Origin of the sequence: Bradyrhizobium sp. dw_411, from assembly GCF_018449695.1 — a bacterium.
Taxonomy (GTDB): Bacteria; Pseudomonadota; Alphaproteobacteria; order Rhizobiales; family Xanthobacteraceae; genus Bradyrhizobium.
The window spans coordinates 1-23759 of sequence record NZ_JAAVUY010000031.1 but is presented as its reverse complement, the minus strand read 5'-3'; the positions used below and the strand labels follow the sequence as shown (position 1 = coordinate 23759).

Genomic DNA, 23759 nt, shown 5'->3' with positions numbered 1-23759 from the left:
CCAGATTGGACTTCCAATCGACGATGAAGGAGCATTCCCATGACGACGACATTCGGATCCGCCAAATGGCAGGGCGGTATCAAGGACGGCAAAGGCGCGATCTCGACCAAGAGCGGCGCCTTGAACGATTACCCCTACGGCTTCGCCAGCCGCTTTGAGGGTAAGCCGGGCTCGAATCCGGAAGAACTAATCGGCGCCGCGCATTCCGCCTGTTTCACGATGGCGCTGTCGCTGATCTTGGGCGAAGCCAAGCTCACCGCCGAGCATATGGAGACCAAGGCCGACGTCACGCTGGAAAAGCAGGGCGACGGTTTTGCCATCACCTCCGTGCATCTTCACCTGACGGCGAAAATTCCCGGCGCCGACAAGGCAAAGTTCGAGGAACTGGCCGGGATGGCCAAGGCAGGTTGTCCGGTGTCGAAGCTGCTGAATACGAAGATCACGCTGGAAGCGACGTTACTTTAGCGGTTGCCGTCATTCCGGGGCGATGCGAAGCATCGAGCCCGGAATCTTGAGATTCCGGGTTCGCGTCTTCGATGCGCCCCGGAATGACGGTGCAGCGCTTACATATCCGCGTCGCCGTTCGGGCCGACCGAGGCGATACGCAGCATGTTGGTGGTGCCGGGCGCGCCAAGCGGCACGCCGGCGACGATGATGATGCGCTGGCCCGCTCTGGCAAAGCCGTCGCGAAAAGCGATGCTGCCGGCGCGGTTGACCATGTCGTCCAGATCCTGCGCGTCTTCCGCGACGACGCAATGTACGCCCCACACGGCGGACAGTTTGCGGCCGGTGGCGAGGTTCGGCGTGATCGCCACCACAGGCGGTTTCGGCCGCTCGCGCGCAACCCGCAGCGCCGTCGATCCCGAACTGGTCCAGCAGATGATCGCGGACAGATCCAGCGTTTCGGCGATCTGCCGTGCGGCGTCGGCAATGGCGTCGCCGACGGTTGGTTCCGGCTCGGCGCGCTGCGCATTGAGCACGCCGCGATAGGTCGGGTCGCGCTCCACTTCCTCGCCGATGCGATTCATGGTCGAGACCGCCTCGACCGGAAATTTGCCAGCGGCAGATTCGGCCGACAGCATGATCGCGTCGGCGCCTTCATAGACCGCGGTGGCGACGTCGGAGACTTCGGCGCGGGTCGGCACCGGCGACTGGATCATCGATTCCAGCATCTGGGTCGCGACCACCACCGGCTTGCCGGCGCGCCGCGCCAGCCGCGTCATCTGCTTCTGCAGGCTCGGCACCCGCTCCAGTGGCAATTCGACGCCGAGATCGCCGCGCGCCACCATCAAGGCGTCTGACGCCTCCAGGATTTCTGGGAGCCGGTCGATCGCTTGCGGCTTTTCGATCTTGGACATCACAGCGGCGCGTCCACGAATCAGTTTCTTCGCCTCGATCACATCCTCGGCGCGCTGCACGAACGATAAAGCGATCCAGTCGACCCCGGTCACCAGCGCAGCTTCAAGGTCGGCACGGTCCTTTGGCGTCATTGCCGACACCGGCAGATCGGTATCGGGCAGGCTGACGCCCTTGCGATCCGACATCTTGCCGCCGATCACGACCCGGGTGACGGCGCGATCGGGAGACGCCTCCTCCACGATCAGGCGCACCTTGCCGTCGTCGAGCAACAGCGCGTGGCCCGGCCTTAGCGCTGCCAGGATTTCCGGATGCGGAAGCTGCACGCGGGTCTTGTCGCCCGGCGCCTTATCGGAATCGAGCACGAAGCTTTCGCCATTGTTGAGCTGGACCGCGCCTTCGGCGAACGATCCCAGCCGCAGCTTCGGCCCCTGCAGATCGACCAGGATGCCGATCGGCCGGCCATAGCTGGATTCGACATTGCGAATGGTCTTGACCAGTTCGCGCATCTTGTCGTGCGGCGTATGGCTCATATTGATGCGGAAGACGTCGGCGCCTGCCTCGAACAGGCGGCGGATCATCGCGCTGTCGGAAGAGGCCGGGCCGAGCGTGGCCAGAATCTTGATACGGCGCAGACGCCTCATGGCTTGCTTCCCGGCGCCGCCGCGGGTGGGGGTGGCGGCAGACCGGATGACGGCGGCGTTCCGCCCGGCGAATTCGAGATACCTGGAAGCGTGCCGCCGGGACCGACGGTGCCGGGCACGCCCGGCACCCGCTGTGCGGGCTGTTCGTTCGATTCGGTGAGCTGCACGGTCCAGGCGCGCTGCTCGCCGGTATCGACCTCGAAAAAGCCGGTGCGGTCGAAACCGCGCGCCAGGCAATTCTCGGTGCCCTTGATGGTGAATTCCTTATCGCGCGAACACATGAAGGCCTGTCCCGACCATTCGCCACCACGGTCGTAATCGAGGGCATAGATATAATAGAACCGTGCGACCAGCGTGCCGCGCAGCAGGGTTTCGCAACTCCGCGAGGAAACGTTCCACCAGCCCTCGGTGGTCCAGCCCTCGGCATCCTTGTAGCCAAGCGCAATGCCCACCCTGCTCGATGTGTTGTTGCAAAGACGAAAGTCCGCGGCCGCCGAACTGTTCCACAGGCACACCACAGCGAATGCCAGCGCCGGCGTCAAACCGGCGGTCATGCGCGCTGCGAATCGCTTGGGGTGATGAAGGTCTTCTGGGATCATTTCCGGTGAAGCTATATCAACTTATTGACGATTTCGCGTGGGGGAACCGGACTGTCAACGGCCGAAGCGGCGTTTTCGGGCCAAGAGCTGCCCAAATCTCGCCCGTCAGCCGCTGTTTGCACCGCGATATGGAAAAAATCGTGACAGTTACCCATCTAAGATGGGTATTGTTGAGCAAAATAGCGGGATCGAATTCATGGATGACACTACCAGAACGGAACTGGAAGCAGCGGTTTTTCGGCGTCTGGTCGAACATCTGCGCACCCGCAGCGATGTCCAGAATATCGATCTGATGAATCTCGCCGGCTTCTGCCGCAACTGCCTGTCCAACTGGCTCAAGGAAGAGGCCGACGCCAAGGGCACGGCGATGACCAAGGACGAGAGCCGCGAGGCCGTCTATGGCATGCCCTACGAGACTTGGAAGTCGACCTATCAGGGCACCGCCAGTCCCGAACAGTTGGCTGCGATGAAGAAGGCCCAGACCGGGCATTAAGCCGGACCGAGACGGCCTACGATCATCCGACCTGCGCCCCGCCGCTGATTCCTCGCCGCGAGAAACCCTTTCTCCTGTGGGCGCGCTGTGGATGATCGCGATGCCGCCTTGACGCAAGGCGTCGCACTCTTGAGGGTCATTTTGAAATGCGGTGCGTGGTAAGCGTACGGCGTTATTTGATTCTATCCCCAACCGTCAGTTGATTCAGGAGTACCCGATGGCTACCGCTGCCGCCGCCGTCACGGAAGAGCCCGCGACAAAATTCGCCAAGGACCAGCTCAAGGCCATCATCGAGCGCATCGAGCGGCTTGAAGAAGAGAAGAAGACCATCTCCGACGACATCCGCGACGTCTATGCCGAAGCCAAGGGCAACGGCTATGACGTCAAGGCGCTGCGCACCATCATTCGCCTGCGCAAGCAGGATGCGAATGAACGCGCCGAGCAGGAAACTATCCTGGAGACCTATATGCAGGCGCTGGGGATGCTGTGAAGGCCTCCGTCGTCCCTGCGCAAGCAGGGACCCATACGCCGCGGCCTAAATAATAGCTAAAGGTCTTTGACGCCGTGCTCGAACGACAGGGCACGGCGTATGGGTCCCGGCCTGCGCCGGGACGACACCGAAAATGTTGAAACAGTTGCGTATTGAAAAAGCGCCTTACCGCAGCGACGCGGTCCGCAGCACGAACGACTGTGTCGTCAGCGGTGCGGTGGCCGATCCGGTGAAGTGATCGCAGGTCAGCCCCATCTGCGGATCGTCCGAGAAGCCCATCGCGATCGTGGTCGCGGGTTTTTGGAAATGCGCGCTCATCAGGCTCATATCGGCATCGCCGAGTACCGTCGCCGACATTGACGTGCTGGCACTCGGCGCCAGCATCATGACCCGCATCCAGACGTCGTTGGTATTATTAGCCGCAGAGATCCGCGCCGATGTCGAAATCACGCTGGCTTGGCCTGGCAGGTTCTGGCCTTGCTGGCCCTTGGCAACGACTTGATCGATTGTGGCGGCGGCTATTGCGCTGCGAACCGCCCGGGCACTGCGCGGAATGGGCGCACTGGCTGCGACGACGTTCGCGCGATCGACCGGTGAAGAAGCGGCCGGGGCGTAGGCCAGCGCCTGGAGGCTGGCGGTCGATTGCGGATCGGCGGAAGCGAGCGCCTGACGCGCGTTGATGGCGGCGATCTGCGCCGGGGTGGCCTGTTTCGGCGTCGCCGCCGCATCGTCCCAGAAGCCGCGGGCATTGATGATATCAGCCGGATTTTCCGGTTTCGCTTCGGCAGGCGCCGCCGGTCTGGATTTGCCGGCCTGGACGATCTGCATGTCGGCCGAAGCCAATTGAAGCGTCGAACCGGGCTTGGCGCGCGGCATCGGCACTGGCTCGGAAGATTTGGACTCGGAAGATTTGGGCTCGGCGGACTTGTCGGCGGATTTAACCGGAGCCGCAGCAGGGGCCGGCTTCTCGCTCACGGCGGGCGCGCTGGCGCCTTCATCCTCTTCGTCGTTCGACTTGCGCTTGAACAGCGAGGCGAACAGGCCCGGCTTGGACTTTGACAGGGATTCCTCGCTGCCGTCGCCGCGTTTCTCGATGTCGGCGCGGGCGAGTTCATATCCCTTGAGCGGGTTGCCATCGGAGGGCACATGCACGGTGCGGCCATCGGGGAATACCCGCGCCAGTTGGTCGTGGGTCATGCGCGGCCAGTGACGAATGCTGCCGGTATCGAGATGAACGAACGGCGATCCCGAGGTCGGATAGAAGCCGACGCCGCCGCGCTGCAGCCGAAGGCCGGCGAAGCGGATCTGCTCAAGCGGCACGTCCGGAATGAAGAAGTCCATCGCGTGGCCCAGCATATGCTGGCTGAAACGCGCCACCCCCGAGGAGCGGCGGCGGAGCATCGCGTTGGTGGCGGGGGAGCGATAGGAGGAGATGATCTGGATCGGCTTCTTGCCGTCGACGTCGCGGTAGACTTCCCAGAGGATGTCGAACAAATGACGATCCATCGTGGTCTGGTCCTGGCTGCGCCAGTCGCGGAGATAGTGATTGAGCTGCTTCAGCGCTTCTTCATCGTAGCGCCCGTCGCGCTTGAAGGTGACGGTGAGGTCTTCATCGGAATGGGTGTGGTGGAATGAAAGGGTGCGGGTCTCGTTCAGAGCGGTCGCGTCATGGACGGATCCCGCGCCGGCCAGCAGCAACAGGGATGTCAGACCGAATCGATATCCGGCCTTTTGCATCGACAGCGAATTGAATTGGCGTGCGAAACCAGCCAGCACGTATGAGCCCACCCAAGGTCGACCGATCGAGGAACTCTTTCGCTACCCCGTGTGGCGAAAGAGGGTGAATGCAGTCTTAACGCGGGAGGGTTAACCGGAATTTACACCCGTCCCCCAAAGTCAGGTTGCAACCTAACCTGCCGAGTATGGCGAAAACTAGCCCATCGATTAATTCCGGATGGACAATGGTTAACGCGAATGGCCCCGTCCTTTCGGACGAGGCCATTGATTTAACTTAGCTATCCGCGGGTTGCGCGGGAGCAATGGTTACTGCCGGTCGACCGTTCGGCGTTGCGGCCGGCGAACCTGAGGGGCTGGAGCCGGTGTCGGTGCGCCGCCGAACAACCGTTCAAAGAACGAGGGGCCGGACGAAGTGTCGCTGGCAAATTTGACGCCGTTCGGCAGGCCATCGGCCGGACGAACGTAATTCGGCTGGGAGTGCGCGACCACATTCTCCAGGTCCCTGCTTTTGCCGGCGCGCAGCAGCGCCAGCATGTTGGCGTCGCGGCCGTAGACATCCTTGCGGAATTCCAGCTTGCCTGCGTCATCCACGAACGCGGTCTGGTAGGTGATGTTGACCGGGATCGGGGTCGGGAATTTCAGGTCGATCTCGCTCTGGCCATACATGCTGCGGATTCTGTCCGGCGTGTAGTGGGCGTTCGGTTCGGTGATATTGAGCAGGACCGAGGCGTATTGATCCGGATTCTGCACGCGCATGCAGCCATGGCTGAACGCACGATCGTCGCGGGCGAACAGGTTCTTGTCCGGGGTGTCGTGCTGATAGACCAGGAACTTGTTCGGGAAATTGAAGCGGATACGGCCGAGCGCGTTACGCTCACCGGGCGGCTGCGAGATATGGATGCTGCCGTCGCGATTGCGATCGAGCTTCAGTCCCATGCGTTCCAGTACCGTCGGATCCTGCTTCAGCGCCGGCAGATATTCGTTGTAGATGATCGACGGCGGCACATTCCAGGTCGGATTGACCGTGATGAACTTCATCGTTTCGGTCAAAAGCGGTGTCGCGTGGATACCCGGCTGGCCGGTCACCACCCTGGTGGTCCAGACCTGCGCGCCGTTCTGCATCACCTTGAGCGTGTAGTCGGGAATGTTGAGAATGACATAGGCGTCGCCGATCGCGGGCGCGCCGAGGTCGCGCGGCAGCCAGCGCCAGCGTTCCATATTGACGAGCACGATGTCGATCTGGCGGTCACGCTTCGGGCTGTTGATCGCCTTGATGGTCTTGTCGTCGAGCACGCCGGTGGCTTTAAGCTCGGCGCCGGACTGGAATTTGCGCACCGCCTCGGCAACCCTGGCGTCGTAATGGGTGTCGTCGGCGTTTTCGGTAATGCCGAGCTTGGCGCGCAGTTGCGGCACGCGCGGATCTTCCATCTCCACCGCCGGGCGCTTGCCGCCGGCCGGGGTGAATTTCAGCGCCGGACCGTCGGCAATCTGGATCACCGGTCCATCGCCCTGGCCGCGCAGTTCGGCGAGCTTCGCCTTCAATTCGCGATAGAGCTTGTGCGGCGGGTTGTAGCTGTCGAGCGCTGCAGACGCATCCTTGGCGGCGGTGATGTTGGTCAGAACTTCCGTCGGATCGGTCGGATGTTCCGGATACTGGATGTCACCGCTGACCTGCGACCAGTGCATCCGGCCGCTCTGGGCGTGCCGGGCATAGTCGAGCATGCTGGCGGTCAACTTCAGATCGGCTTCGGCCAGCGCATCCGGCGTGGTCGCGGCGGCAAAATCCGGCACCGGATAGTCGGCGGGATTGAGGCCATCCGAAGCGGCGTCCTGGAGGCGCGCGACGACGCCTTTGCCGTTCGCGGTCAGGCTACCGCTCTGCGTCCACAGCGGCGCGAAATCATGAGCGGTGTAAAACTTTTCGACTGCAGCGCGCTCGGCCTTGCGGTCGAAATAGCGCGCCGATTTTGCGCCGAACATGTCGCGCAGTTTATCGGCAACCGGCTGATCGGCGGCCGGAACGTTGCTCGCGGCCTTGACCGGCTCAGCGGCAGGGGCCGCAGCGGCCGGCGGCTGCGCCGGCGTCACGGTTGCGGTATCGCTCCTGGCAGGCTCGGCCTTGGCAGGCTCTGCGACGGGTGCGGTAGCGACATCGGCCGGTTTGGTTTCAGCGGGATTGGTCTCTGTGGTCTTCGCGGTCACCTTCGTATCGGTGGTCAGCGCGCCGGTGGTATCTGCTTTGAAATCGGCGGCGGTCGGAGGCGGGACATTCGCGGGCTCGGGACGCGGCACCGCGGCATCGATCGCGAGTTCCGCTGCGCTGTTACGAGGTGGATCGTTTTGCGCAACTGCCGAAGTTGCTGACACCGTGAGGAAGGTCGCCGCGACAGCCATCAATACGCGGTCATACCCGGCACGGTTCTTCAAGCAGTCACGCATCGTCACACCCCTTGGGTGAAACTGCTCCAGCATGGAACAGTTCTGGTTAGATCCATCACAGTTCTCGCGAAAGCGCCGGCCTGATCTGGTTTTGCAGCACATTCAAATAATGTGTTGCAAATCTCCAAGCTTGGTACGCCTGCACGCCACGATTCAAATTGACGATACACGCGCGCCCCGCAGGCAGCCAGCGCCACACGGGGCAACTCACGACAAACTGACCGCCAAGCGTTGTTGCCTGCAGCGGATGTCTGCTTTTGCCACGTGCGCCCTGGTTTGTCTGTCACCGGCGAGCAACGGTTCAAATGTTCCGGAATGGCCTATCTATTCAGCGTCTTCGGGGAGATGCCGGCCTTCAATTCGCCGGATCTCCTTCGTTCGAAGGATCGCTCGCAGCAGCTTCGTCGAGCTTGCGGTAGAGCGTCGAGCGGCCGATTTTCAGCCGGCGCGCGACTTCGGACATCTGCCCGCGATAATGCGAGATCGCAAAGCGGATGATCTCGTTCTCCATTTCCTCAAGCGGACGCATCTCACCGGATCGCGTCAGCATCGCGAGGGTGCCCGTGGACGGCAGTGGCGCGATAGGTATTTCGCTACCCGAGATCATCGCCGGCGCCGTCGGATGAGACGCGGGATCGATGATCAATGGTTCGCCATGATGTGTATCCGGCAAGACCGGCGCGTGCGCTACGGCTTGCGGAAAATCCGCCGATCCAAGCTGGTCGCTCTCGCTCATGACCACGGCGCGATAGACCGCGTTTTCCAACTGGCGGATATTTCCGGGCCAGTCGAGCTGTGACAACAGCGCCATCGCCTCGCTGCTGATGCCGGTGATGGTGCGATTTTCTTCGGCGCAGAAGCGCGCCAGGAAATGCCGCAGCAGATGCGGGATATCCTCGCGGCGCGCGCGCAGCGACGGAATGGTCAGCGGCAGCACGTGAAGACGATAGAACAGGTCTTCGCGGAATTGTCCGCTTTTGACGTGGTCGAGCAATTTGCGGTTGGTCGCCGAAACGATCCGGACATCGACCCGCACGGGCTTGCGCCCGCCGACCGCTTCGACCGCGCCTTCCTGCAACGCGCGAAGCAACTTCACCTGGGCGGCCAGCGGCAGTTCCGAGACTTCGTCGAGAAACAGCGTGCCGCCGGAGGCTTCGACGAATTTGCCGGTGTGGCGTTCGGTGGCGCCGGTGAAGGCGCCCTTCTCGTGACCGAACAGGATCGACTCGACGAGATTGTCTGGGATCGCGCCGCAATTGACCGCGACGAACGGTTTTGTCTTTCGTTCGCCGCTGCCGTGGATGGCGCGGGCGAACAATTCCTTGCCGACGCCGGATTCGCCCTCGATCAGCACCGGAATCGTCGAACTGGCGGCTTTCTGCGCGGTCCGCAGCACGCCGGCCATGGCCTCGCTGCGGGTGATGATATCGGCAAAGGTCAAGCGGCCTTCGCGGCTGTGGCGGATGCGCTGCAATTCGCCCTTCAGCGCACTGGTATTGAGCGCATTGCGCAAGCTGACCTGCAGCCGCTCCATGCCGACCGGCTTGACCACGAAATCCTGCGCGCCCGCGCGCATCGCCGACACCACATTGTCGATGCCGCCATGGGCGGTCTGTACCACGACGGGGATATTGAGACCGGCCTCGCGGATTTTGGCCAGCACGCCCATGCCGTCGAGGCCGGGCATGACGAGATCGAGCACCATGGCGTCGATCACGGGGGCGTCAGGGGCGGTCAGCATCGCGATCGCGGCATCGCCGGAATCGACGACGATGGTTTCATAGCCGCATTTCTGTACCATATTCTCGACCAGGCGACGCGCCACCGCGTCGTCATCGGCGATCAAAATGCTGGCAGCCATGGCTTTCCCCGCGCGTTACAACTATCTGTCTCGAATCGGGGCACTCTCGCCGATGCCGATTAACGCACTCTTAAACGTTGACGTCAGGCTATCGCCTCGGCGTCTCGGCCGTTCATGTTGAAAACGCACACACAGGCTCGAACCAGATGACATCGCGCTCCTCATCCGCTCTTCGCAAATCGGCCGCCAAAAAATCCACGGTCAAGTCCGTGGCCAAGAAATCTGTTCTCAACAAATCCGTTACCAAGTCCAAGGCCAGTAACAAGACCGCGAGCAAGACCGGTAACAAGGCCGGCAAGCTGCCGGAATGGAACCTGGCCGACCTTTATTCCGGTATCGACGCGCCGGAAGTGACGCGCGACCTGCAAAGGATGGACAGCGAATGCGTCGCGTTTGAGACCGACTACAAAGGCAAGCTCGCCGAACGGACGGCCGCCGAGGATGGCGGCAAGTGGCTGGCCGAAGCGATCAGGCGGTATGAGGCGATCGACGATCTCGCCGGACGTCTTGGGTCTTATTCCGGTCTGGTGCATGCCGGCGACAGCGTCGATCCTGCGATCACCAAATTCTACGGCGATGTTTCCGAACGGCTGACCAATGCCTCGGTGCATCTGTTGTTCTTCGCGCTCGAACTCAACCGCATCGATGACGCCGTGATCGACCGCGCGATGCAGACGCCTGCAGTCGGACATTATCGCCCGTGGATCGAGGATCTGCGCAAGGACAAGCCGTATCAGCTTGAAGATCGCGTCGAGCAACTGTTCCACGAGAAATCCCAGAGCAGCTACTCCGCCTGGAACCGGCTGTTCGATCAAACCATCTCGGCCTTGCGTTTCAAGGTCGGCGGTCAGGAACTCGCGATCGAGCCGACATTAAGCCTGCTGCAGGACCGCGCCGGCGAAAAGCGCAAGGCGGCGGGGCAGGCGCTGGCGAAGACGTTCAAGGCCAATGAGCGGACCTTTGCGCTGATCACCAATACGCTGGCCAAGGACAAGGAGATTTCCGATCGCTGGCGCGGTTTCCAGGATGTCGCGGATTCGCGCCATCTTGCCAACCGGGTCGAGCGCGAGGTTGTCGATGCGCTGGTTGGCTCGGTACGTGCAGCCTATCCGCGGCTCTCGCATCGCTATTACCGGCTCAAGGCGAGCTGGTTCAAAAAGAAGAAACTCGCGCACTGGGATCGCAACGCGCCGCTGCCGTTCGCCGCGACCGGCAACATCGCCTGGCCGGACGCCAGGAATATGGTGCTGACGGCCTATCGCGGCTTCTCGCCGGAAATGGCAGGAATTGCCGAACGTTTCTTCACCGATCGCTGGATCGATGCGCCGGTGCGGCCGGGCAAGTCGCCGGGCGCCTTCTCGCATCCGACCACGCCGTCGGCGCATCCCTATGTGCTGATGAATTATCAGGGCAAGCCGCGCGACGTGATGACGCTCGCCCATGAACTCGGTCACGGCGTGCATCAGGTGCTGGCCGCGAAGAACGGCGCGCTGATGGCGCCGACGCCGCTGACCCTGGCGGAAACGGCCAGCGTGTTCGGCGAGATGCTGACTTTCAAGCGGCTATTGGCGCAAACCACCAGCGCCAAGCAGCGCCAGGCGCTGCTCGCCGGCAAGGTCGAGGACATGATCAACACCGTGGTGCGCCAGATCGCGTTCTATTCGTTCGAACGTGCGGTCCACACCGAACGGCGCAACGGTGAATTGACCGCCGAGCGGCTCGGCGAAATCTGGCTCAGCGTGCAGGGCGAGAGCCTTGGTCCCGCGATCGACATCAGGCCGGGCTATGAGAGCTTCTGGATGTACATCCCGCACTTCATCCATTCGCCGTTCTATGTCTATGCCTATGCGTTCGGCGATTGCCTGGTGAATTCGCTCTATGCGGTTTACGAGCACGCCCAGGACGGTTTCGCCGAGCGCTATCTGGCGATGCTGGCCGCCGGTGGCACCAAGCATTACTCCGAACTGCTCAAGCCGTTTGGTCTGGACGCCCGCGATCCCAAGTTCTGGGACGGTGGTCTGTCGGTTATCGCGGGCATGATCGATGAGTTGGAGCAGATGGGTTGATATCAATAATATTGATATCAAAAAATATGCATGATATTTCTCGATCTCTTTGACGGAGGTCATCATGCACCCGCGTTTCGAAGCATATCGAACGACCGAAAGAGGCCGCACGATTGAAGCATTGGCTCGTCAGCCGCATCGCCTCATTGAGTACGCGCTCTTAAGCCGGCTCGGGATGCCAGCGGTTACTGCGCTTTCTTGGGATATGGCACCGATTCTTCGAGATATCCCCGAGTCCGATCGGCGAGACGCAAAGCAATATTGTGGATCAATCGTCGGTGAAGTCATGCGTGAGCAAGGCTACGAAATCATCAATGCGAGAGGCTCAGCAAAGGCCGGTGGTGTTTTCACCCTCGGAGCCGTGTGGGCTCCGAACGACGATTGCCATACGATGAAAATCGCCAACGAAGTGATGAACAAGTATTCCGAGACCTTTGAAGCGCTCGCGAAATCCTGACCCGCTGGATCAGGGACAATTGGCCGCCCGGGCCTCCATGATAAGCTTCTCAAATAGGGCAATACGGCCGGTACAAACGCTCGCCGCCGTTGCCCTCTCGCCGGGATTGCGGTATTTCCACGCCGAACGCGAACACTGACTGGGGACACCGATGGCAGAGCATAACGAAGTCGCCTATACGACCGCTGACGGCATGGATTATCCGGCGCATGAGCAGACCTATGAGGGCTTCATCAAGCTGGTGAAGTATGGCTCTGCCGCCGTGATCTTCATCGTCGCCATGATGGCGATCTTTCTGACCTGATCCGTCGCTCATCGCATTGCAGCGCAGCGGTGCGACTTTAAAAAATTGCCAGTCGTCCGGTTGCGAAACCGGTATCCAACTTAGCGGAAATAACGCTAGTTTGCTTGCGCGCGCGCCTAAGCGCCGCCGGAGGCTCCATGAAGATTGCCGTTGCCAAGGAAATCGATCCGTCCGAACCGCGGGTCGCCGTTTCGCCCGATACGGTGAAAAAATACAAGGCGCTGGGTGTCGATATCGCCATCGAGCCGGGTGCGGGCCTCAAATCGGGGCTGCCGGATTCGGAATTCACCGCGGTCGGCGCTGTTGTCAGCGCCGATGCGGTCAAGGACGCCGACATCGTTATCAAGGTGAAGCGGCCCGAAGCGTCCGAGCTTGCGAACTACAAGCGCGGTGCGCTGGTGATCGCGATCATGGACCCCTACGGCAATGATGCGGCGCTTAAAACCATGGCGGACGCGGGTGTCTCGGCGTTTGCGATGGAGTTGATGCCGCGCATCACCCGCGCCCAGGTCATGGACGTGCTGTCGAGCCAGGCCAATCTCGCCGGCTACCGCGCGGTGATCGAGGCTGCCGAAGCCTTCGGCCGCGCCTTCCCGATGATGATGACCGCGGCCGGCACGATCCCGGCCGCAAAAGTATTTGTGATGGGTGTCGGCGTCGCCGGCCTGCAGGCGATCGCGACCGCACGAAGACTAGGCGCCGTCGTTACCGCGACCGACGTGCGGCCCGCGACCAAAGAGCAGGTCGAGAGCCTCGGCGCCAAATTCCTCGCGGTCGAGGACGAGGAGTTCAAGAACGCCCAGACCGCCGGCGGCTATGCCAAGGAAATGTCGAAAGAGTACCAGGCCAAGCAGGCCGCGCTTACCGCCGAGCATATCAAGAAGCAGGACATCATCATCACGACCGCGCTGATCCCGGGCCGGCCCGCGCCGCGCCTCGTCACCGCAGAAATGGTGCAATCGATGAAACCGGGTTCGGTGCTGGTCGATCTCGCCGTCGAGCGCGGCGGCAATATCGAGGGCGCCAAGGCTGGCGAAATCGCCGATGTCGGCGGCATCAAGATCGTCGGCTTCACCAATGTGGCGGGCCGCGTCGCGGCCTCGGCGTCCAGTCTCTACGCGCGCAATCTTTTCTCCTTCATCGAGACGCTGGTCGACAAGTCGACCAAGGCGCTGGCGGTGAAGTGGGACGACGAACTGGTCAAGGCCACCGCGCTGACCAAAGACGGCGCCGTGATTCATCCGAACTTCCAGCAGAAAGCGTAAGGAGCGCCGCCATGGATCATATCGCACAGGCCGTCGATCCCTTCGTGTTCCGGCTTTCGATTTTCGTGCTCGCCGTGTTTGTCGGCTATTTCGTGGTGTGGTCGGTGACCCCCGCGCTGCATACGCCGCTGATGTCGGTGACCAATGCGATCTCCTCGGTGATCGTGGTCGGCGCGCTGCTCGCGGTCGGCGTCGGCATGATTTCCAGCGGCAGCGGGTGGGCGCGGGGCTTCGGCTTCATCGCGCTGATTTTCGCCTGCGTGAATATTTTTGGCGGCTTCCTGGTCACCCAGCGCATGCTGGCGATGTACAAGAAGAAAGCCAAGTGATGATGGTCAAGGTGATGACGGTCAGTTCACTTCGCACAATTCATTTTTCCCTGATGCATGCGCGGGTCGAGCCCGCCCATGACGGAGTACGCGGATCATGAACGCCAATCTGGCCGCAGTTTTATATCTCGTCGCCGGCGTGCTGTTCATCATGTCGCTGCGCGGACTGTCGAGCCCGGCGTCATCGCGCCAGGGCAATTTCTTCGGCATGATCGGCATGGGCATTGCGGTGGCGACCACGCTCGCCTCGCATCCGCCGGCCGACGGCCTCGCCTGGCTGCTGGTGATTCTCGGTGTCGCGATCGGCGGCGGCATCGGTGCGGTAATCGCGCGCCGGGTGCCGATGACGTCGATGCCGGAACTGGTCGCCGCCTTCCACTCGCTGGTCGGCATGGCCGCGGTGCTGGTCGCGGCCGGGGCGTTCTACGCGCCTGAGGCGTTCGACATCGGCGCGCCCGGCAACATCCATCCGCAAAGCCTGATCGAAATGTCGCTCGGCGTCGCCATCGGCGCGCTGACCTTTACCGGCTCGGTGATCGCCTTCGCCAAACTGTCCGGCCGTATGAGCGGCGCGCCGATCATTCTCCCTGCGCGTCATCTCATCAATATCGGCCTCGGTATTGCGCTGGTAGTGTTCATTGTCGGCCTCGTGCTGTCGGGCAGCGCGTTCGACTTCTGGCTCATCGTCATCATCGCGCTGGCGCTTGGCGCGCTCCTGATCATTCCGATCGGCGGCGCCGACATGCCGGTCGTGATCTCGATGCTGAATTCGTATTCGGGCTGGGCTGCCGCCGGCATCGGTTTCACGCTTGGCAATTCGGCGCTGATCATCACCGGCGCGCTGGTCGGCTCCTCCGGCGCGATCCTGTCCTACATCATGTGCCACGCGATGAACCGCTCCTTCATCTCGGTCATCCTCGGCGGTTTCGGCGGCGAGACCGCGGCGGCGGGCGCAGGTGCTGGTGGCGAAGTGCGGCCGGTCAAGCTCGGTTCGGCTGACGATGCCGCCTTCATCATGAAGAACGCGCAGAAGGTCATCATCGTGCCCGGCTACGGCATGGCGGTGGCGCAAGCCCAGCACGCGCTGCGTGAAATGGCTGACAATCTCAAGAAGGAAGGCGTCGAGGTCAAATACGCGATTCATCCGGTCGCAGGGCGTATGCCCGGTCACATGAACGTGCTGCTGGCCGAAGCCAATGTGCCCTATGACGAGGTGTTCGAACTCGAGGACATCAATTCGGAATTCGCGCAGGCCGACGTTGCCTTTGTGATCGGCGCCAACGACGTCACCAACCCCGCCGCAGAGGATGATCCGACCTCGCCGATCTACGGTATGCCGGTGCTGCAGGTCTGGAAGGCCGGCACCGTGATGTTCATCAAGCGCTCGCTGGCGTCGGGCTATGCCGGCATCGACAATCCCTTGTTCTATCGCGACAACACCATGATGCTGCTCGGCGACGCCAAGAAGATGACCGAGAATATCGTCAAGGGGATGTGACGCGATTGCGGTGAGCCAGCGGTTCTGACATGACCGTATTGAAATGGCTCATCGCTGTCTTGTTGACCGGATATCTCGTCGGTCTGGCGGCGTTGTTTTTCATGCAGCGCTCGTTCCTGTTTCCGATCCCGCAAAAGACACGCACGCCTCCCGATGCGGCCGGCCTCCCCGAGGCTGAAGAGCATTTTCTGACCACCGCGGATGGCGAGAAGGTCATCGTCTGGCACGTCCCGGCCAAACCGGGCCATGCGGTCATCCTGTATTTTCCCGGCAATGGAGATTTTCTGGCTGGGGCCGTCAGTCGCTTTCAGGCCATGACATCGGACGGTACGGGCCTCGTCGCCTTGTCCTACCGCGGTTATGCCGGCTCAAGCGGCGAGCCGAGCGAACAAGGCCTGCTGCTGGACGGGGCCGCGGCCTATGCTTTCACATCGGCGCGATACACCGCCGATCGAATCGTGGTTTGGGGCTTTTCGCTCGGGACCGGGGTCGGCGTGGCGCTCGCGGCAGGTCAGCCGGTCGGGAAGCTGATTTTGGAAGCGCCGTATACCTCGACCGCGGATGTCGCCGCTTTGCGCTTTCCGCTGGTGCCGATCCGCCGGTTGATGCGGGACCAGTTTCGTTCCGACGAGCGGATCGCGCAGGTCACGGCGCCCCTTCTGATCATGCATGGGGGCCTCGATCGCACCGTGCCGATCACGCTCGGCGTGCGCCTGTTCTCGCTTGTGCATGAGCCGAAACAGTTTGTGAAATTCCCGGAAGGGGGCCATGACAATCTGGACAATTATGGTGCAATCGAAACGGTGCGAGACTTCATCCATGCTTCGAAGGGCTGACGGCAGCTATATGGCGGATGGTTTAGCGCAAGCCTGCGAGAATCAAGCCTGCGGGGATATCGTCACATGAGCGTACACGGCCCGATGCCGCGATCGGCATGGATTTTCCCACTGTTGGCGGTCCTGCTTTTTGCTGGCGTCACCGCGCTCGGCTACAACTTCACGCCGTCGGCCGCGGGCTTTGTGTTTGCCGCGGTGCTGCTGGTGATCCTGTTCGGCACGGTCTTCGCGGCCGTGCATCATGCCGAGGTGATCGCCGAGCGGATCGGTGAGCCCTACGGCACGTTGCTGTTGACGCTCGCGGTCACCATCATCGAGGTCGCGCTGATCGCGACCATCATGCTCGGCGAGAAGGCGGTGCCCACGCTGGCGCGGGATACGGTGTTTGCGGTTGTCATGATCGTCTGCAACGGGCTGGTCGGGATCTGCATTCTGATTGGCGGGCTGCGTTACCGCGAGCAGGACGTCCAGATCACTGGATCCAATCTCTATCTCAGCGTGTTGATCGTGCTGGCGACCATCACGCTGATCATGCCCAATTACACCCTGACCACGCCGGGGCCGATCTATTCGGGCGGCCAGCTTGGTTTCGTCAGTGTGGTGACTATTCTTCTGTATGGCGTGTTTCTCTATACGCAAACCATCCGCCACCGGGATTATTTCGTCAGCGGCGCCAATGGGGCTGCGGGAGAGGGCGCGCATGCGTCGAACCGGACGCTGCTCCTGAGCGTGGTCCTGCTGCTCGTCTCATTGCTGGCCGTGGTGCTGCTGGCCAAGAAGTTCTCGCTGGTGGTCGACGCCGGTGCGGCGCTGATCGGCGCGCCGCCGGCCTTTGCCGGCATTCTGGTGGCGCTGTTGATCCTGCTGCCGGAAAGCGTCGCCGCCATCGGCGCCGCCCGCAAGAACGACCTGCAGAAGAGCATCAATCTCGCACTTGGCTCATCGCTGGCGACCATCGGGCTGACGATCCCGGCGGTCACGGTGGCGGCCTTCGCGCTGGACAAGCAATTGGTGCTTGGTCTTCCGGCCCAGGACGTGGTGCTGCTGGCGTTGACCTTCGTACTGGGTATGCTCACCCTCGGCACCGGACGCACCAATATCCTGTTCGGGCTGGTCCATCTGGTGGTGTTTGCTGTATTCATGTTTCTCGTATTCGTGCCCTGACGCTTTCATGCCCCGATCCGGCGGAGACGACCAACCATGATGAACGCCAAATCAGACGTTCAGATCGACACCCCGGAGGTGCGGGTCACCGAATGGCGGCTGGCGCCGGGCAGCGCGACCGGGCATCACATTCATGAGATGGATTATGTCATTGTTCCCGTGACCGCGGGCGAAATGACCATCGTGGCGCCCAACGGGGAACGCTCCAAGGCGCAGCTCGGGCCCGGTAAGTCCTATTTCCGCAAGGCCGGGGTCGAGCATGATGTGCTTAATGAAAGTGCAACCGAGATCGTGTTCCTGGAAGTGGAGTTGAAACCATAACTCCGCCGTTTACCGAAATGCCACCGATCTGCCTCAAATATCCGCCATCAGAACCCCCGCGGGAGTGGTCGGAATGCTGAAAATTGCCTCGAAATTTGCGATTGATATTATCCCGTCGGTGATTGCGACCATCATCGGGGCCTATATCGTCAATCATTATATCGTCTCCAAGCCCACGGACGCGCCGACCGCCGCCGTGGTCACGCCCGCTACTCCGAAAAAGGCCGACGTCGCCAACGTCCCCGAACCGGGCGTGAGGGCAAAGGGCATTTCCGAGAAGTCGGTGATCGATAAATCGAATACCGACCGGGCAACCTTCGAAAAGCCGGTGGAAAAGCCGGCCGAGAAGACCGCCGACAAGCCGGCGGAAACCGCGAGCATTCCCCCGGATACCCGCCGTCATCCGCCTACTTCGCGCGAAAAGACCGCCGCCAAGGCCAACCCTGACAAGGCCGCTCCGGAGAAGCCCGTCGTTCCCGTGGTCGAGCCGGTCGTGGCCGCACCGACGACCGCCCCGGCGGTCGAGGCTGCGATCGCGCCGGACCGCGATGCCAACGACCTGGCGCGTGCGGCGATCGAGCGCCTGCGCGCCACGTCTGACAGTTCACGCGCCCAGGAATCTCGCGCTCAGGAATCTCGCGCTCAAGAATCTTCTGCCTCCGTTCGGCTCCCGGACCCGCCGCGTGTTGCAACAGCACCCGCGGCGCCAACTGCGTCCGTACCCGTCGCTCCGCAGTCGCTTCAGCCACTGCCGCCGCCGATTCTGGTTTCGACCCCGTCGCTCGAATCAGCCCAGCCGCGACAATCCTCTGCCGGGCGTGACGATCCGCGCCGACCGACGCCGCCGGCCGATATTCCCGATCCCCGGCCGCTCGATCTGCGCGCCGACGCCGTACCCGATCAGCCGCCGCGCGAACACACCAACGTCGCCGAAGACGTGCTATCGGCGGCGAAGTCGATGTTCCACTCGGTGTTGCCGAACAATTCAACCAAGTAATCTGCAAGCAATCTGACCAAGACAGCTTTGAGCCCCGGTTCTGATCGGATCAGAATCGGGGCTTTTTGCTTTCTGTGGGGTTTGTTTTGGCAAAACTTGGTTTCAACAAAACTTGGCTTTCAACAAAACCTGGCTTTCAAAACGTCTCATAAGTCTGGCCGGCCTTGCCGCCGACACGGGCAAAGCCTGTGCGCGCGGCTTCATCCTTGGGACGCAAATTGATGGCGCGGCCGTAGGAGCCGGCGGCCTTGGTCTTGTCGCCGAGGCGTTCATAGGCGAGGCCGCGGGTAATCCAAGCCTGTACATTCTGCGGGTCGGATTGGACGGCGTCGTCGAGATCGGCGGCGGCTTCCTTGGCCTTGTCGGAAGCGAGGTAGCTCAGCGCGCGGGCCACGAGCGGTTCGGCCAGTTGCGGGGAGAGACTGTTCGCGGTCGTGAAATCGGCGATTGCGAACTCGTGCTGCTTTTCGCCCTGATAGAGCAGGCCACGATTGTAATAGGCCTCGGCGTTATCGGGACGAAGGCTGATCGCCTTGTTGAAATCCTCAAGCGCTTGCGGCCCCTGGTTTCGCGCCTTGTAGACCATGCCGCGGCCGAGCCAGGCCGGCGCGTAGCCGGGATCGAGCGCGAGCGCGCGTTCATAATCGGACATCGCCTGATCGAGCCGCTTGGTCTTGCGGTAAATCAGGCCGCGATTGGCGAACGCCTGGCCGTAATTGGGATCGAGTGCGATTGCCTTGTTGAAATCGGCCAGCGCGTCTTCGGTCTTGCCGGCCTGCGCCAGCACCGAGCCGCGCATATTGTAGGCCTGGGGATCGTTGGGATTGTTCTTGATGGTCTCGCTGAGCGAGGCGATGTTGCTCGAAGAAGTCAGTTGCGGCGGCTCTTCCCGCGGCTCGGACGAGGGCGACAACGATCCGAGCGTGATCGAACAGCCGCACAGCGCGACCGCAACCAGCGCGATCGGCGCACATGCGCAGCGCCCGAGGCGCGAAGCTCCGGAAAAATCATAGGGAACCGGAATGGGCATACCGCAGAATACTCGCGCCGCTAACCCGTTATTGGTAACCCGCTGGCGCGCATTCCGCAAAATCTGCGGTCGTATACGCAGGGAAATCTGCGATCAAAATAGCCAGATTACCAAACTATAACATTTCGCGCTGCAAAACGATTTGCGCGCCCGGATTACGTCCGCGGATTTGCAGAGCCGGAGAATACGCTGCGTAAAATATGCGCCCGCACAAAACAGTTTACCGCGCAAAACAACAACGCGGGCACAGGGCCCGCGTCATCGAAATCAAATCTGTAAAATTCCGATCAGCGGGGACCGCGAGGTCCAGCGCCCGGACCGCCACGTCCGCCACCACCGGGACCGCCGCGATCGGCACCCGGACCGGCGCCGAACACCGGCTTCGGCTTCATCGGCAGCAGGCCTTCGCGCTGCAGCTTCTTGCGGGCGAGCTTGCGCGCGCGGCGCACGGCTTCGGCCTTTTCACGGGCCTTCTTCTCGGAGGGCTTTTCGTAGTGACCGCGGAGCTTCATCTCGCGGAAAATACCCTCGCGCTGCATCTTCTTTTTCAGCGCCTTGAGGGCTTGATCGACATTGTTATCGCGAACGAGAACCTGCACGCGGCATCCTCTTTCAATTGATCGGATTGGATTCTGGTAGAGCCAAAGAGCCGGCAAAACGCCATGCCCTTAACCCTGAGCGCGCGGATGTATCAGACAAAGGTGGCAATGTCTACCGGCGAGCCCGCAAATAGGTGCGGCAGAATCGGCCAAATCGAGTCCTTATTCGGGGTCCGATTTGGCGCTTCCGAGGGGTCTTCGGGGGCCCGATCAGGCCGTTTTGGGCGGCAATGCGCCGACCTGCGTCACATGCCCCATCTTGCGGCCCGGCCGCGCTGGACCCTTGCCGTACAGATGAACGGTCGCGCCCGGGACAGTCAGCCACTCCGCATAGCTGTCGACCTCGTTCCCGATCAGGTTGGTCATGGTAACCGGGCCGTGGCGAACCGGCTTGCCGAGCGGCCAGCCCGCGATGGCGCGGATGTGCTGCTCGAACTGCGAGATCGAGGCGCCGTCCAGCGTCCAGTGCCCGGAATTGTGCACGCGCGGCGCAATCTCGTTGACCAGAACCTTGGCCTCGCCGTCGGCCTGCGGCACCACAAACATCTCGACTGCGAGCACGCCGACATAATTCAGCGCGTTGGCGATCTTCTGCGCGATGGCGCGGGCCTGTTCCGCCAGTGCTTCGGGAATCGCAGCCGGGGCACGGGAAATTTTCAGGATGTGGTCGCTATGCTCGTTTTCGGTGACGTCGAAGCATTCGACCTGGCCATCGGCCGAGCGCGCGGCGATCACCGAGATCTCGCAGGCAAAGGGGACGAAGGCCTCGAGGATCGCGGATTTGGTGCCGAGTTCCTTCCAGATTCGATCCGGGTCGTCGCCGGCGCGGATGATGGCCTGGCCCTTGCCATCGTAGCCGAAGCGACGGGTTTTGAGCACGGCGGGAAGGCCGATCCTGGCAATCGCCGCTCGCAGCCCGGCCCCGGACGACACCTCGGCGTAATCGGCCGTGCCGATGCCCAGGCGTGTGACAAAATCCTTTTCGACCAGGCGATCCTGGGTGGTCTCCAGGATCTTGCGGTCCGGCAACACCGGACGGCGCGCCGCCAGGATCATCGCGGAGGCCGCCGGCACATTTTCGAATTCGTAGGTGATGACGTCGACGTCGTTGGCGAACAGTTCCAGCGCCTCGACATCGGCATATTCCGCGCAGGTCGCATTGAGCACGACATCGAAGGCCGGCGAATCCGGGTCTGGTGAAAACACCTGGCATCGCAAACCGAGCCGCGATGCGGCCATCGCCAGCATCCGGCCCAATTGTCCGCCGCCGAGAATTCCGATGGTGTCGCCGGGCTTCAGTTTCACCTGAGTGGGCGCCGTCACGCAGATCCCTCCGGGCGCTCGGCGACCGCATCGGTCTGCTGCTTGCGCCAGGCGGCAAGCCTGGCCGACAGCGCCGGATCGTTCAGCGCCAATACGCTGGCCGCGAGCAGTGCGGCGTTGATGGCGCCGGGCTTGCCGATCGCCAGCGTTCCGACCGGGATTCCGGCCGGCATCTGGACGATGGAATAGAGCGAATCGACGCCGGACAGCGCCTTCGATTCAATCGGGACGCCGAACACCGGAAGCTCCGTCAGCGATGCGGTCATACCCGGCAGGTGTGCGGCGCCCCCGGCGCCGGCGATGATGATCTTGAAGCCAGCCGCCTTGGCGCCCTTGGCAAAGGCGAACAGCCGGTCCGGGGTGCGGTGGGCCGAGACAATGCGCTTCTCGCTGTCCACGCCAAGCGCAGTCAGGGTTTCGGCGGCGTGACGCATGGTTTCCCAGTCCGACTGGCTTCCCATGATGATGGCTATCGGGGCGCTCATGCGTTCAATTCTTTTCGGGAATCCAAAAACATAGCCGGATTATAAGATCGACCCAGGGTTCGGCAAGTTTCCGGCTAGGCGTGGCAAGGGGTACGGAATGGACTATCCTGTCTTGGTGAAGACCGGCAAGCCTTCTTGACGAAAAGTCTTCCTGAGAAAGTCCCTTAATTAAAAATGCCGATGAAGAAGAAAACCAAGGCGAGGGCGTCCAAAAAGGCGTCCAAGACGGCTTCCAAACGCAAAGCTGCGCCACAACGCGCCCCGTCCAAGCCGGCGGCAGCCCTCAAGCTGGCGGCAGCACATAAGCCGCCGGCCGCACCCAATGACGCCAAAACAGCGATTCGCAAGCTTAGGGCCCAGTTAGCGCAGGCGCAGGCGCGTATCGGCCAACTGGAAGCGTCGGCGGATACCGATTTCCTGTTGGGGATCCTTAACCGGCGCGGCTTCGAGCGCGAGCTCCATCGCGCGGTCGCCTACATCAAGCGCTATCATGCCAGCGGCGCGATCATTGTGCTCGACGTCGATCGCCTCAAGCCGATCAACGACGCTTTCGGGCATGCGGCGGGCGACGAGGTTCTCAAGGCCGTTGTGGCCGTGCTTTTGCGCCATGTGCGCGCGTCCGACGTGATCGGACGGCTCGGCGGCGACGAATTCGCGCTGCTGTTGTGGAATCTCAGCGAAACCGATGCCCGCGCCAAAGCGGCCTCACTGGAACAAACCATCGATGCGCTTGGCTTCGTGTTCAATGGCCGCAGTGTCAGCGCGGGCGCTTCCGCCGGCATTGCCGTTCTCGGCCCGCACGCCGAAGCCGGCCGGGCGCTGGAACAGGCCGACAGCGCCATGTATGTGCGCAAGGCGCAACGCCGGCATGAAACGTGACGGGATCTGCGATCGCCAGTGATTGAAGCTTACAGCCCGCTCAGATCGTCCGGCACGTTGCCGAATTTTCTCAGCAATTGCGCGTCGCTGAATTCGCCGATCATGGGATCTCCGGTGCGGCTGAAGGCGACCGCACCGATACTGCCTTCCGCCTTTGACAGAATTTCCGCGCGCCGCAAGGCCGCCGACGAACTCTGGCACTCTTCCCCGGTTCCCGCGACCGGCGAGCCGGCATCGTCCTGCAGAAATGGCAGCGCGACGTAATAAGTGACATCGGCCATGGTTTTGCTCCCTTAGAGCGTTTTCGAGCCAACGGGTCGCGCGAATGCGCGCCCGATGACAGGCTCCGTGGCTGCCGGTTCGCGTGAAGAAAACGCGTCAAAACAAAAGACTGGAGCCCGGTTCTGATTCAATCAGAATCGATAAGGCTCTGTGGTCTCGATCAGGCCGCGTCATCCTTGGCCCGCAGCCGCTTTGCCGGCCTGTGGTGGGTGGAGGCCGCCTGCAATTGCTCCAATTCGGCTTCCAGATATTCGTTCGCCATGATCAGCGCCTTGATCGTGCTGCGCATGTTGCCGTCGCACATT

Annotated in this window: 24 protein-coding genes; 14 read left to right on the top strand and 10 right to left on the bottom strand. The window is 62.0% G+C overall.

The features are described from left to right. Nucleotides 1–39 precede the first annotated feature (39 nt). The gene (locus HB676_RS32545; RefSeq protein WP_213742608.1) at nucleotides 40–465 is read left to right on the top strand and encodes an OsmC family protein; all 426 of its coding nucleotides are present in this window, start codon (nucleotides 40–42) and stop codon (nucleotides 463–465) included. Between the two features lie 98 nt (nucleotides 466–563). On the opposite strand, the gene pyk is transcribed toward HB676_RS32545, so the two are convergent. Both pyk and HB676_RS32535 read right to left on the bottom strand, forming a co-directional pair. After that, entirely contained in the window at nucleotides 564–2000 is a 1437-nt protein-coding gene (gene pyk, locus HB676_RS32540; protein ID WP_213742607.1) for a pyruvate kinase, read from the bottom strand. Continuing rightward, a complete protein-coding gene (locus tag HB676_RS32535; protein WP_213742606.1) occupies nucleotides 1997–2554 on the bottom strand; it encodes a DUF1036 domain-containing protein in 558 nt (185 codons plus the stop codon). The genes pyk and HB676_RS32535 overlap by 4 nt, the downstream gene beginning before the upstream one ends. A gap of 241 nt (nucleotides 2555–2795) precedes the next feature. Here HB676_RS32535 and HB676_RS32530 point away from each other — a divergent pair, with 241 nt between their 5' ends. Next, entirely contained in the window at nucleotides 2796–3092 is a 297-nt protein-coding gene (locus tag HB676_RS32530) for a DUF1244 domain-containing protein (RefSeq protein WP_213742605.1), read from the top strand. A gap of 217 nt (nucleotides 3093–3309) precedes the next feature. Then, nucleotides 3310–3582, top strand: coding sequence for a DUF2312 domain-containing protein (locus tag HB676_RS32525; RefSeq protein ID WP_213742604.1), 273 nt, complete (start codon nucleotides 3310–3312; stop codon nucleotides 3580–3582). Nucleotides 3583–3747: 165 nt separating this feature from the next. Here the strand turns inward: HB676_RS32525 and HB676_RS32520 are convergent, their stop codons facing one another. From HB676_RS32520 to HB676_RS32510, 3 genes are all read right to left on the bottom strand, one after another. Continuing rightward, on the bottom strand, nucleotides 3748–5358 hold the full coding sequence (locus tag HB676_RS32520; RefSeq protein ID WP_346347475.1) for a DUF882 domain-containing protein: 1611 nt from the start codon (nucleotides 5356–5358) through the stop codon (nucleotides 3748–3750). 267 nt (nucleotides 5359–5625) lie between these two features. Then, entirely contained in the window at nucleotides 5626–7758 is a 2133-nt protein-coding gene (locus HB676_RS32515; protein WP_213742603.1) for a L,D-transpeptidase family protein, read from the bottom strand. 355 nt (nucleotides 7759–8113) lie between these two features. After that, nucleotides 8114–9619 (bottom strand): sigma-54 dependent transcriptional regulator, encoded by a 1506-nt coding sequence (locus HB676_RS32510; protein WP_213742602.1) that lies wholly within the window; start codon nucleotides 9617–9619, stop codon nucleotides 8114–8116. A 146-nt stretch (nucleotides 9620–9765) separates the two neighbouring features. Between HB676_RS32510 and HB676_RS32505 the strand changes: the two genes are divergently transcribed. The 10 genes from HB676_RS32505 to HB676_RS32460 all read left to right on the top strand — a co-directional run bounded on the left by HB676_RS32505 (nucleotide 9766) and on the right by HB676_RS32460 (nucleotide 18856). Then, entirely contained in the window at nucleotides 9766–11685 is a 1920-nt protein-coding gene (locus HB676_RS32505) for a M3 family oligoendopeptidase (RefSeq protein WP_213742601.1), read from the top strand. A 64-nt stretch (nucleotides 11686–11749) separates the two neighbouring features. After that, nucleotides 11750–12142, top strand: a complete 393-nt coding sequence (locus HB676_RS32500; RefSeq protein WP_213742600.1) for a hypothetical protein — start codon at nucleotides 11750–11752, stop codon at nucleotides 12140–12142. Between the two features lie 151 nt (nucleotides 12143–12293). Continuing rightward, nucleotides 12294–12446: an aa3-type cytochrome c oxidase subunit IV gene (locus HB676_RS32495; protein ID WP_213742599.1), complete on the top strand. Its 153-nt coding sequence runs from the start codon at nucleotides 12294–12296 to the stop codon at nucleotides 12444–12446. Between the two features lie 137 nt (nucleotides 12447–12583). Then, a complete protein-coding gene (locus HB676_RS32490) occupies nucleotides 12584–13711 on the top strand; it encodes a Re/Si-specific NAD(P)(+) transhydrogenase subunit alpha (RefSeq protein ID WP_213742598.1) in 1128 nt (375 codons plus the stop codon). A gap of 11 nt (nucleotides 13712–13722) precedes the next feature. Next, nucleotides 13723–14040: a proton-translocating transhydrogenase family protein gene (locus tag HB676_RS32485; protein WP_213742597.1), complete on the top strand. Its 318-nt coding sequence runs from the start codon at nucleotides 13723–13725 to the stop codon at nucleotides 14038–14040. Between the two features lie 97 nt (nucleotides 14041–14137). Next, nucleotides 14138–15538 carry an NAD(P)(+) transhydrogenase (Re/Si-specific) subunit beta gene (locus tag HB676_RS32480; RefSeq protein ID WP_213742596.1) on the top strand — a complete coding sequence of 467 codons (1401 nt, stop codon included), beginning with the start codon at nucleotides 14138–14140 and terminating at the stop codon, nucleotides 15536–15538. 29 nt (nucleotides 15539–15567) lie between these two features. Continuing rightward, nucleotides 15568–16374: an alpha/beta hydrolase gene (locus HB676_RS32475; RefSeq protein ID WP_213742595.1), complete on the top strand. Its 807-nt coding sequence runs from the start codon at nucleotides 15568–15570 to the stop codon at nucleotides 16372–16374. Nucleotides 16375–16440: 66 nt separating this feature from the next. Further along, entirely contained in the window at nucleotides 16441–17538 is a 1098-nt protein-coding gene (locus HB676_RS32470; RefSeq protein WP_213742594.1) for an ionic transporter y4hA, read from the top strand. A 36-nt stretch (nucleotides 17539–17574) separates the two neighbouring features. Beyond that, the gene (locus HB676_RS32465) at nucleotides 17575–17859 is read left to right on the top strand and encodes a cupin domain-containing protein (protein WP_213742593.1); all 285 of its coding nucleotides are present in this window, start codon (nucleotides 17575–17577) and stop codon (nucleotides 17857–17859) included. 73 nt (nucleotides 17860–17932) lie between these two features. Continuing rightward, nucleotides 17933–18856, top strand: a complete 924-nt coding sequence (locus HB676_RS32460) for a hypothetical protein (protein WP_213742592.1) — start codon at nucleotides 17933–17935, stop codon at nucleotides 18854–18856. A gap of 136 nt (nucleotides 18857–18992) precedes the next feature. Here HB676_RS32460 and HB676_RS32455 read toward each other — a convergent pair whose 3' ends face one another. The 4 genes from HB676_RS32455 to purE all read right to left on the bottom strand — a co-directional run bounded on the left by HB676_RS32455 (nucleotide 18993) and on the right by purE (nucleotide 22293). Then, nucleotides 18993–19886 carry a tetratricopeptide repeat protein gene (locus HB676_RS32455; RefSeq protein WP_213742591.1) on the bottom strand — a complete coding sequence of 298 codons (894 nt, stop codon included), beginning with the start codon at nucleotides 19884–19886 and terminating at the stop codon, nucleotides 18993–18995. A 287-nt stretch (nucleotides 19887–20173) separates the two neighbouring features. Next, a complete protein-coding gene (rpsU, locus tag HB676_RS32450; RefSeq protein ID WP_213742590.1) occupies nucleotides 20174–20485 on the bottom strand; it encodes a 30S ribosomal protein S21 in 312 nt (103 codons plus the stop codon). 210 nt (nucleotides 20486–20695) lie between these two features. After that, nucleotides 20696–21808 (bottom strand): 5-(carboxyamino)imidazole ribonucleotide synthase, encoded by a 1113-nt coding sequence (locus tag HB676_RS32445; protein WP_213742589.1) that lies wholly within the window; start codon nucleotides 21806–21808, stop codon nucleotides 20696–20698. Then, complete coding sequence (purE, locus tag HB676_RS32440) at nucleotides 21805–22293, bottom strand: 5-(carboxyamino)imidazole ribonucleotide mutase (RefSeq protein WP_213742588.1); 489 nt, start codon at nucleotides 22291–22293, stop codon at nucleotides 21805–21807. Before purE ends, HB676_RS32445 begins: the two co-directional genes overlap by 4 nt. Nucleotides 22294–22473: 180 nt before the next feature. Here purE and HB676_RS32435 point away from each other — a divergent pair, with 180 nt between their 5' ends. Further along, nucleotides 22474–23172 carry a GGDEF domain-containing protein gene (locus HB676_RS32435; RefSeq protein ID WP_213742587.1) on the top strand — a complete coding sequence of 233 codons (699 nt, stop codon included), beginning with the start codon at nucleotides 22474–22476 and terminating at the stop codon, nucleotides 23170–23172. A 29-nt stretch (nucleotides 23173–23201) separates the two neighbouring features. On the opposite strand, the gene HB676_RS32430 is transcribed toward HB676_RS32435, so the two are convergent. Further along, nucleotides 23202–23453 carry a hypothetical protein gene (locus HB676_RS32430; RefSeq protein WP_213742586.1) on the bottom strand — a complete coding sequence of 84 codons (252 nt, stop codon included), beginning with the start codon at nucleotides 23451–23453 and terminating at the stop codon, nucleotides 23202–23204. Nucleotides 23454–23759 lie beyond the last annotated feature (306 nt).

Bases quoted from the DNA above. Each gene is read 5' to 3' on its own strand.
- HB676_RS32495 (WP_213742599.1), top strand. From the start codon at position 12,294: ATGGCAGAGCATAACGAAGTCGCCTATACGACCGCTGACGGCATGGAT.
- HB676_RS32435 (WP_213742587.1), top strand. From the start codon at position 22,474: ATGAAGAAGAAAACCAAGGCGAGGGCGTCCAAAAAGGCGTCCAAGACG.
- HB676_RS32515 (WP_213742603.1), bottom strand. From the start codon at position 7,758: ATGCGTGACTGCTTGAAGAACCGTGCCGGGTATGACCGCGTATTGATG.
- pyk (WP_213742607.1), bottom strand. From the start codon at position 2,000: ATGAGGCGTCTGCGCCGTATCAAGATTCTGGCCACGCTCGGCCCGGCC.
- HB676_RS32475 (WP_213742595.1), top strand. From the start codon at position 15,568: ATGACCGTATTGAAATGGCTCATCGCTGTCTTGTTGACCGGATATCTC.
- HB676_RS32500 (WP_213742600.1), top strand. From the start codon at position 11,750: ATGCACCCGCGTTTCGAAGCATATCGAACGACCGAAAGAGGCCGCACG.
- HB676_RS32470 (WP_213742594.1), top strand. From the start codon at position 16,441: ATGAGCGTACACGGCCCGATGCCGCGATCGGCATGGATTTTCCCACTG.
- HB676_RS32455 (WP_213742591.1), bottom strand. From the start codon at position 19,886: ATGCCCATTCCGGTTCCCTATGATTTTTCCGGAGCTTCGCGCCTCGGG.
- HB676_RS32530 (WP_213742605.1), top strand. From the start codon at position 2,796: ATGGATGACACTACCAGAACGGAACTGGAAGCAGCGGTTTTTCGGCGT.
- HB676_RS32510 (WP_213742602.1), bottom strand. From the start codon at position 9,619: ATGGCTGCCAGCATTTTGATCGCCGATGACGACGCGGTGGCGCGTCGC.
- HB676_RS32480 (WP_213742596.1), top strand. From the start codon at position 14,138: ATGAACGCCAATCTGGCCGCAGTTTTATATCTCGTCGCCGGCGTGCTG.
- HB676_RS32490 (WP_213742598.1), top strand. From the start codon at position 12,584: ATGAAGATTGCCGTTGCCAAGGAAATCGATCCGTCCGAACCGCGGGTC.
- HB676_RS32545 (WP_213742608.1), top strand. From the start codon at position 40: ATGACGACGACATTCGGATCCGCCAAATGGCAGGGCGGTATCAAGGAC.
- purE (WP_213742588.1), bottom strand. From the start codon at position 22,293: ATGAGCGCCCCGATAGCCATCATCATGGGAAGCCAGTCGGACTGGGAA.
- HB676_RS32460 (WP_213742592.1), top strand. From the start codon at position 17,933: ATGCTGAAAATTGCCTCGAAATTTGCGATTGATATTATCCCGTCGGTG.
- HB676_RS32485 (WP_213742597.1), top strand. From the start codon at position 13,723: ATGGATCATATCGCACAGGCCGTCGATCCCTTCGTGTTCCGGCTTTCG.
- HB676_RS32430 (WP_213742586.1), bottom strand. From the start codon at position 23,453: ATGGCCGATGTCACTTATTACGTCGCGCTGCCATTTCTGCAGGACGAT.
- HB676_RS32505 (WP_213742601.1), top strand. From the start codon at position 9,766: ATGACATCGCGCTCCTCATCCGCTCTTCGCAAATCGGCCGCCAAAAAA.
- HB676_RS32535 (WP_213742606.1), bottom strand. From the start codon at position 2,554: ATGACCGCCGGTTTGACGCCGGCGCTGGCATTCGCTGTGGTGTGCCTG.
- HB676_RS32525 (WP_213742604.1), top strand. From the start codon at position 3,310: ATGGCTACCGCTGCCGCCGCCGTCACGGAAGAGCCCGCGACAAAATTC.
- HB676_RS32465 (WP_213742593.1), top strand. From the start codon at position 17,575: ATGATGAACGCCAAATCAGACGTTCAGATCGACACCCCGGAGGTGCGG.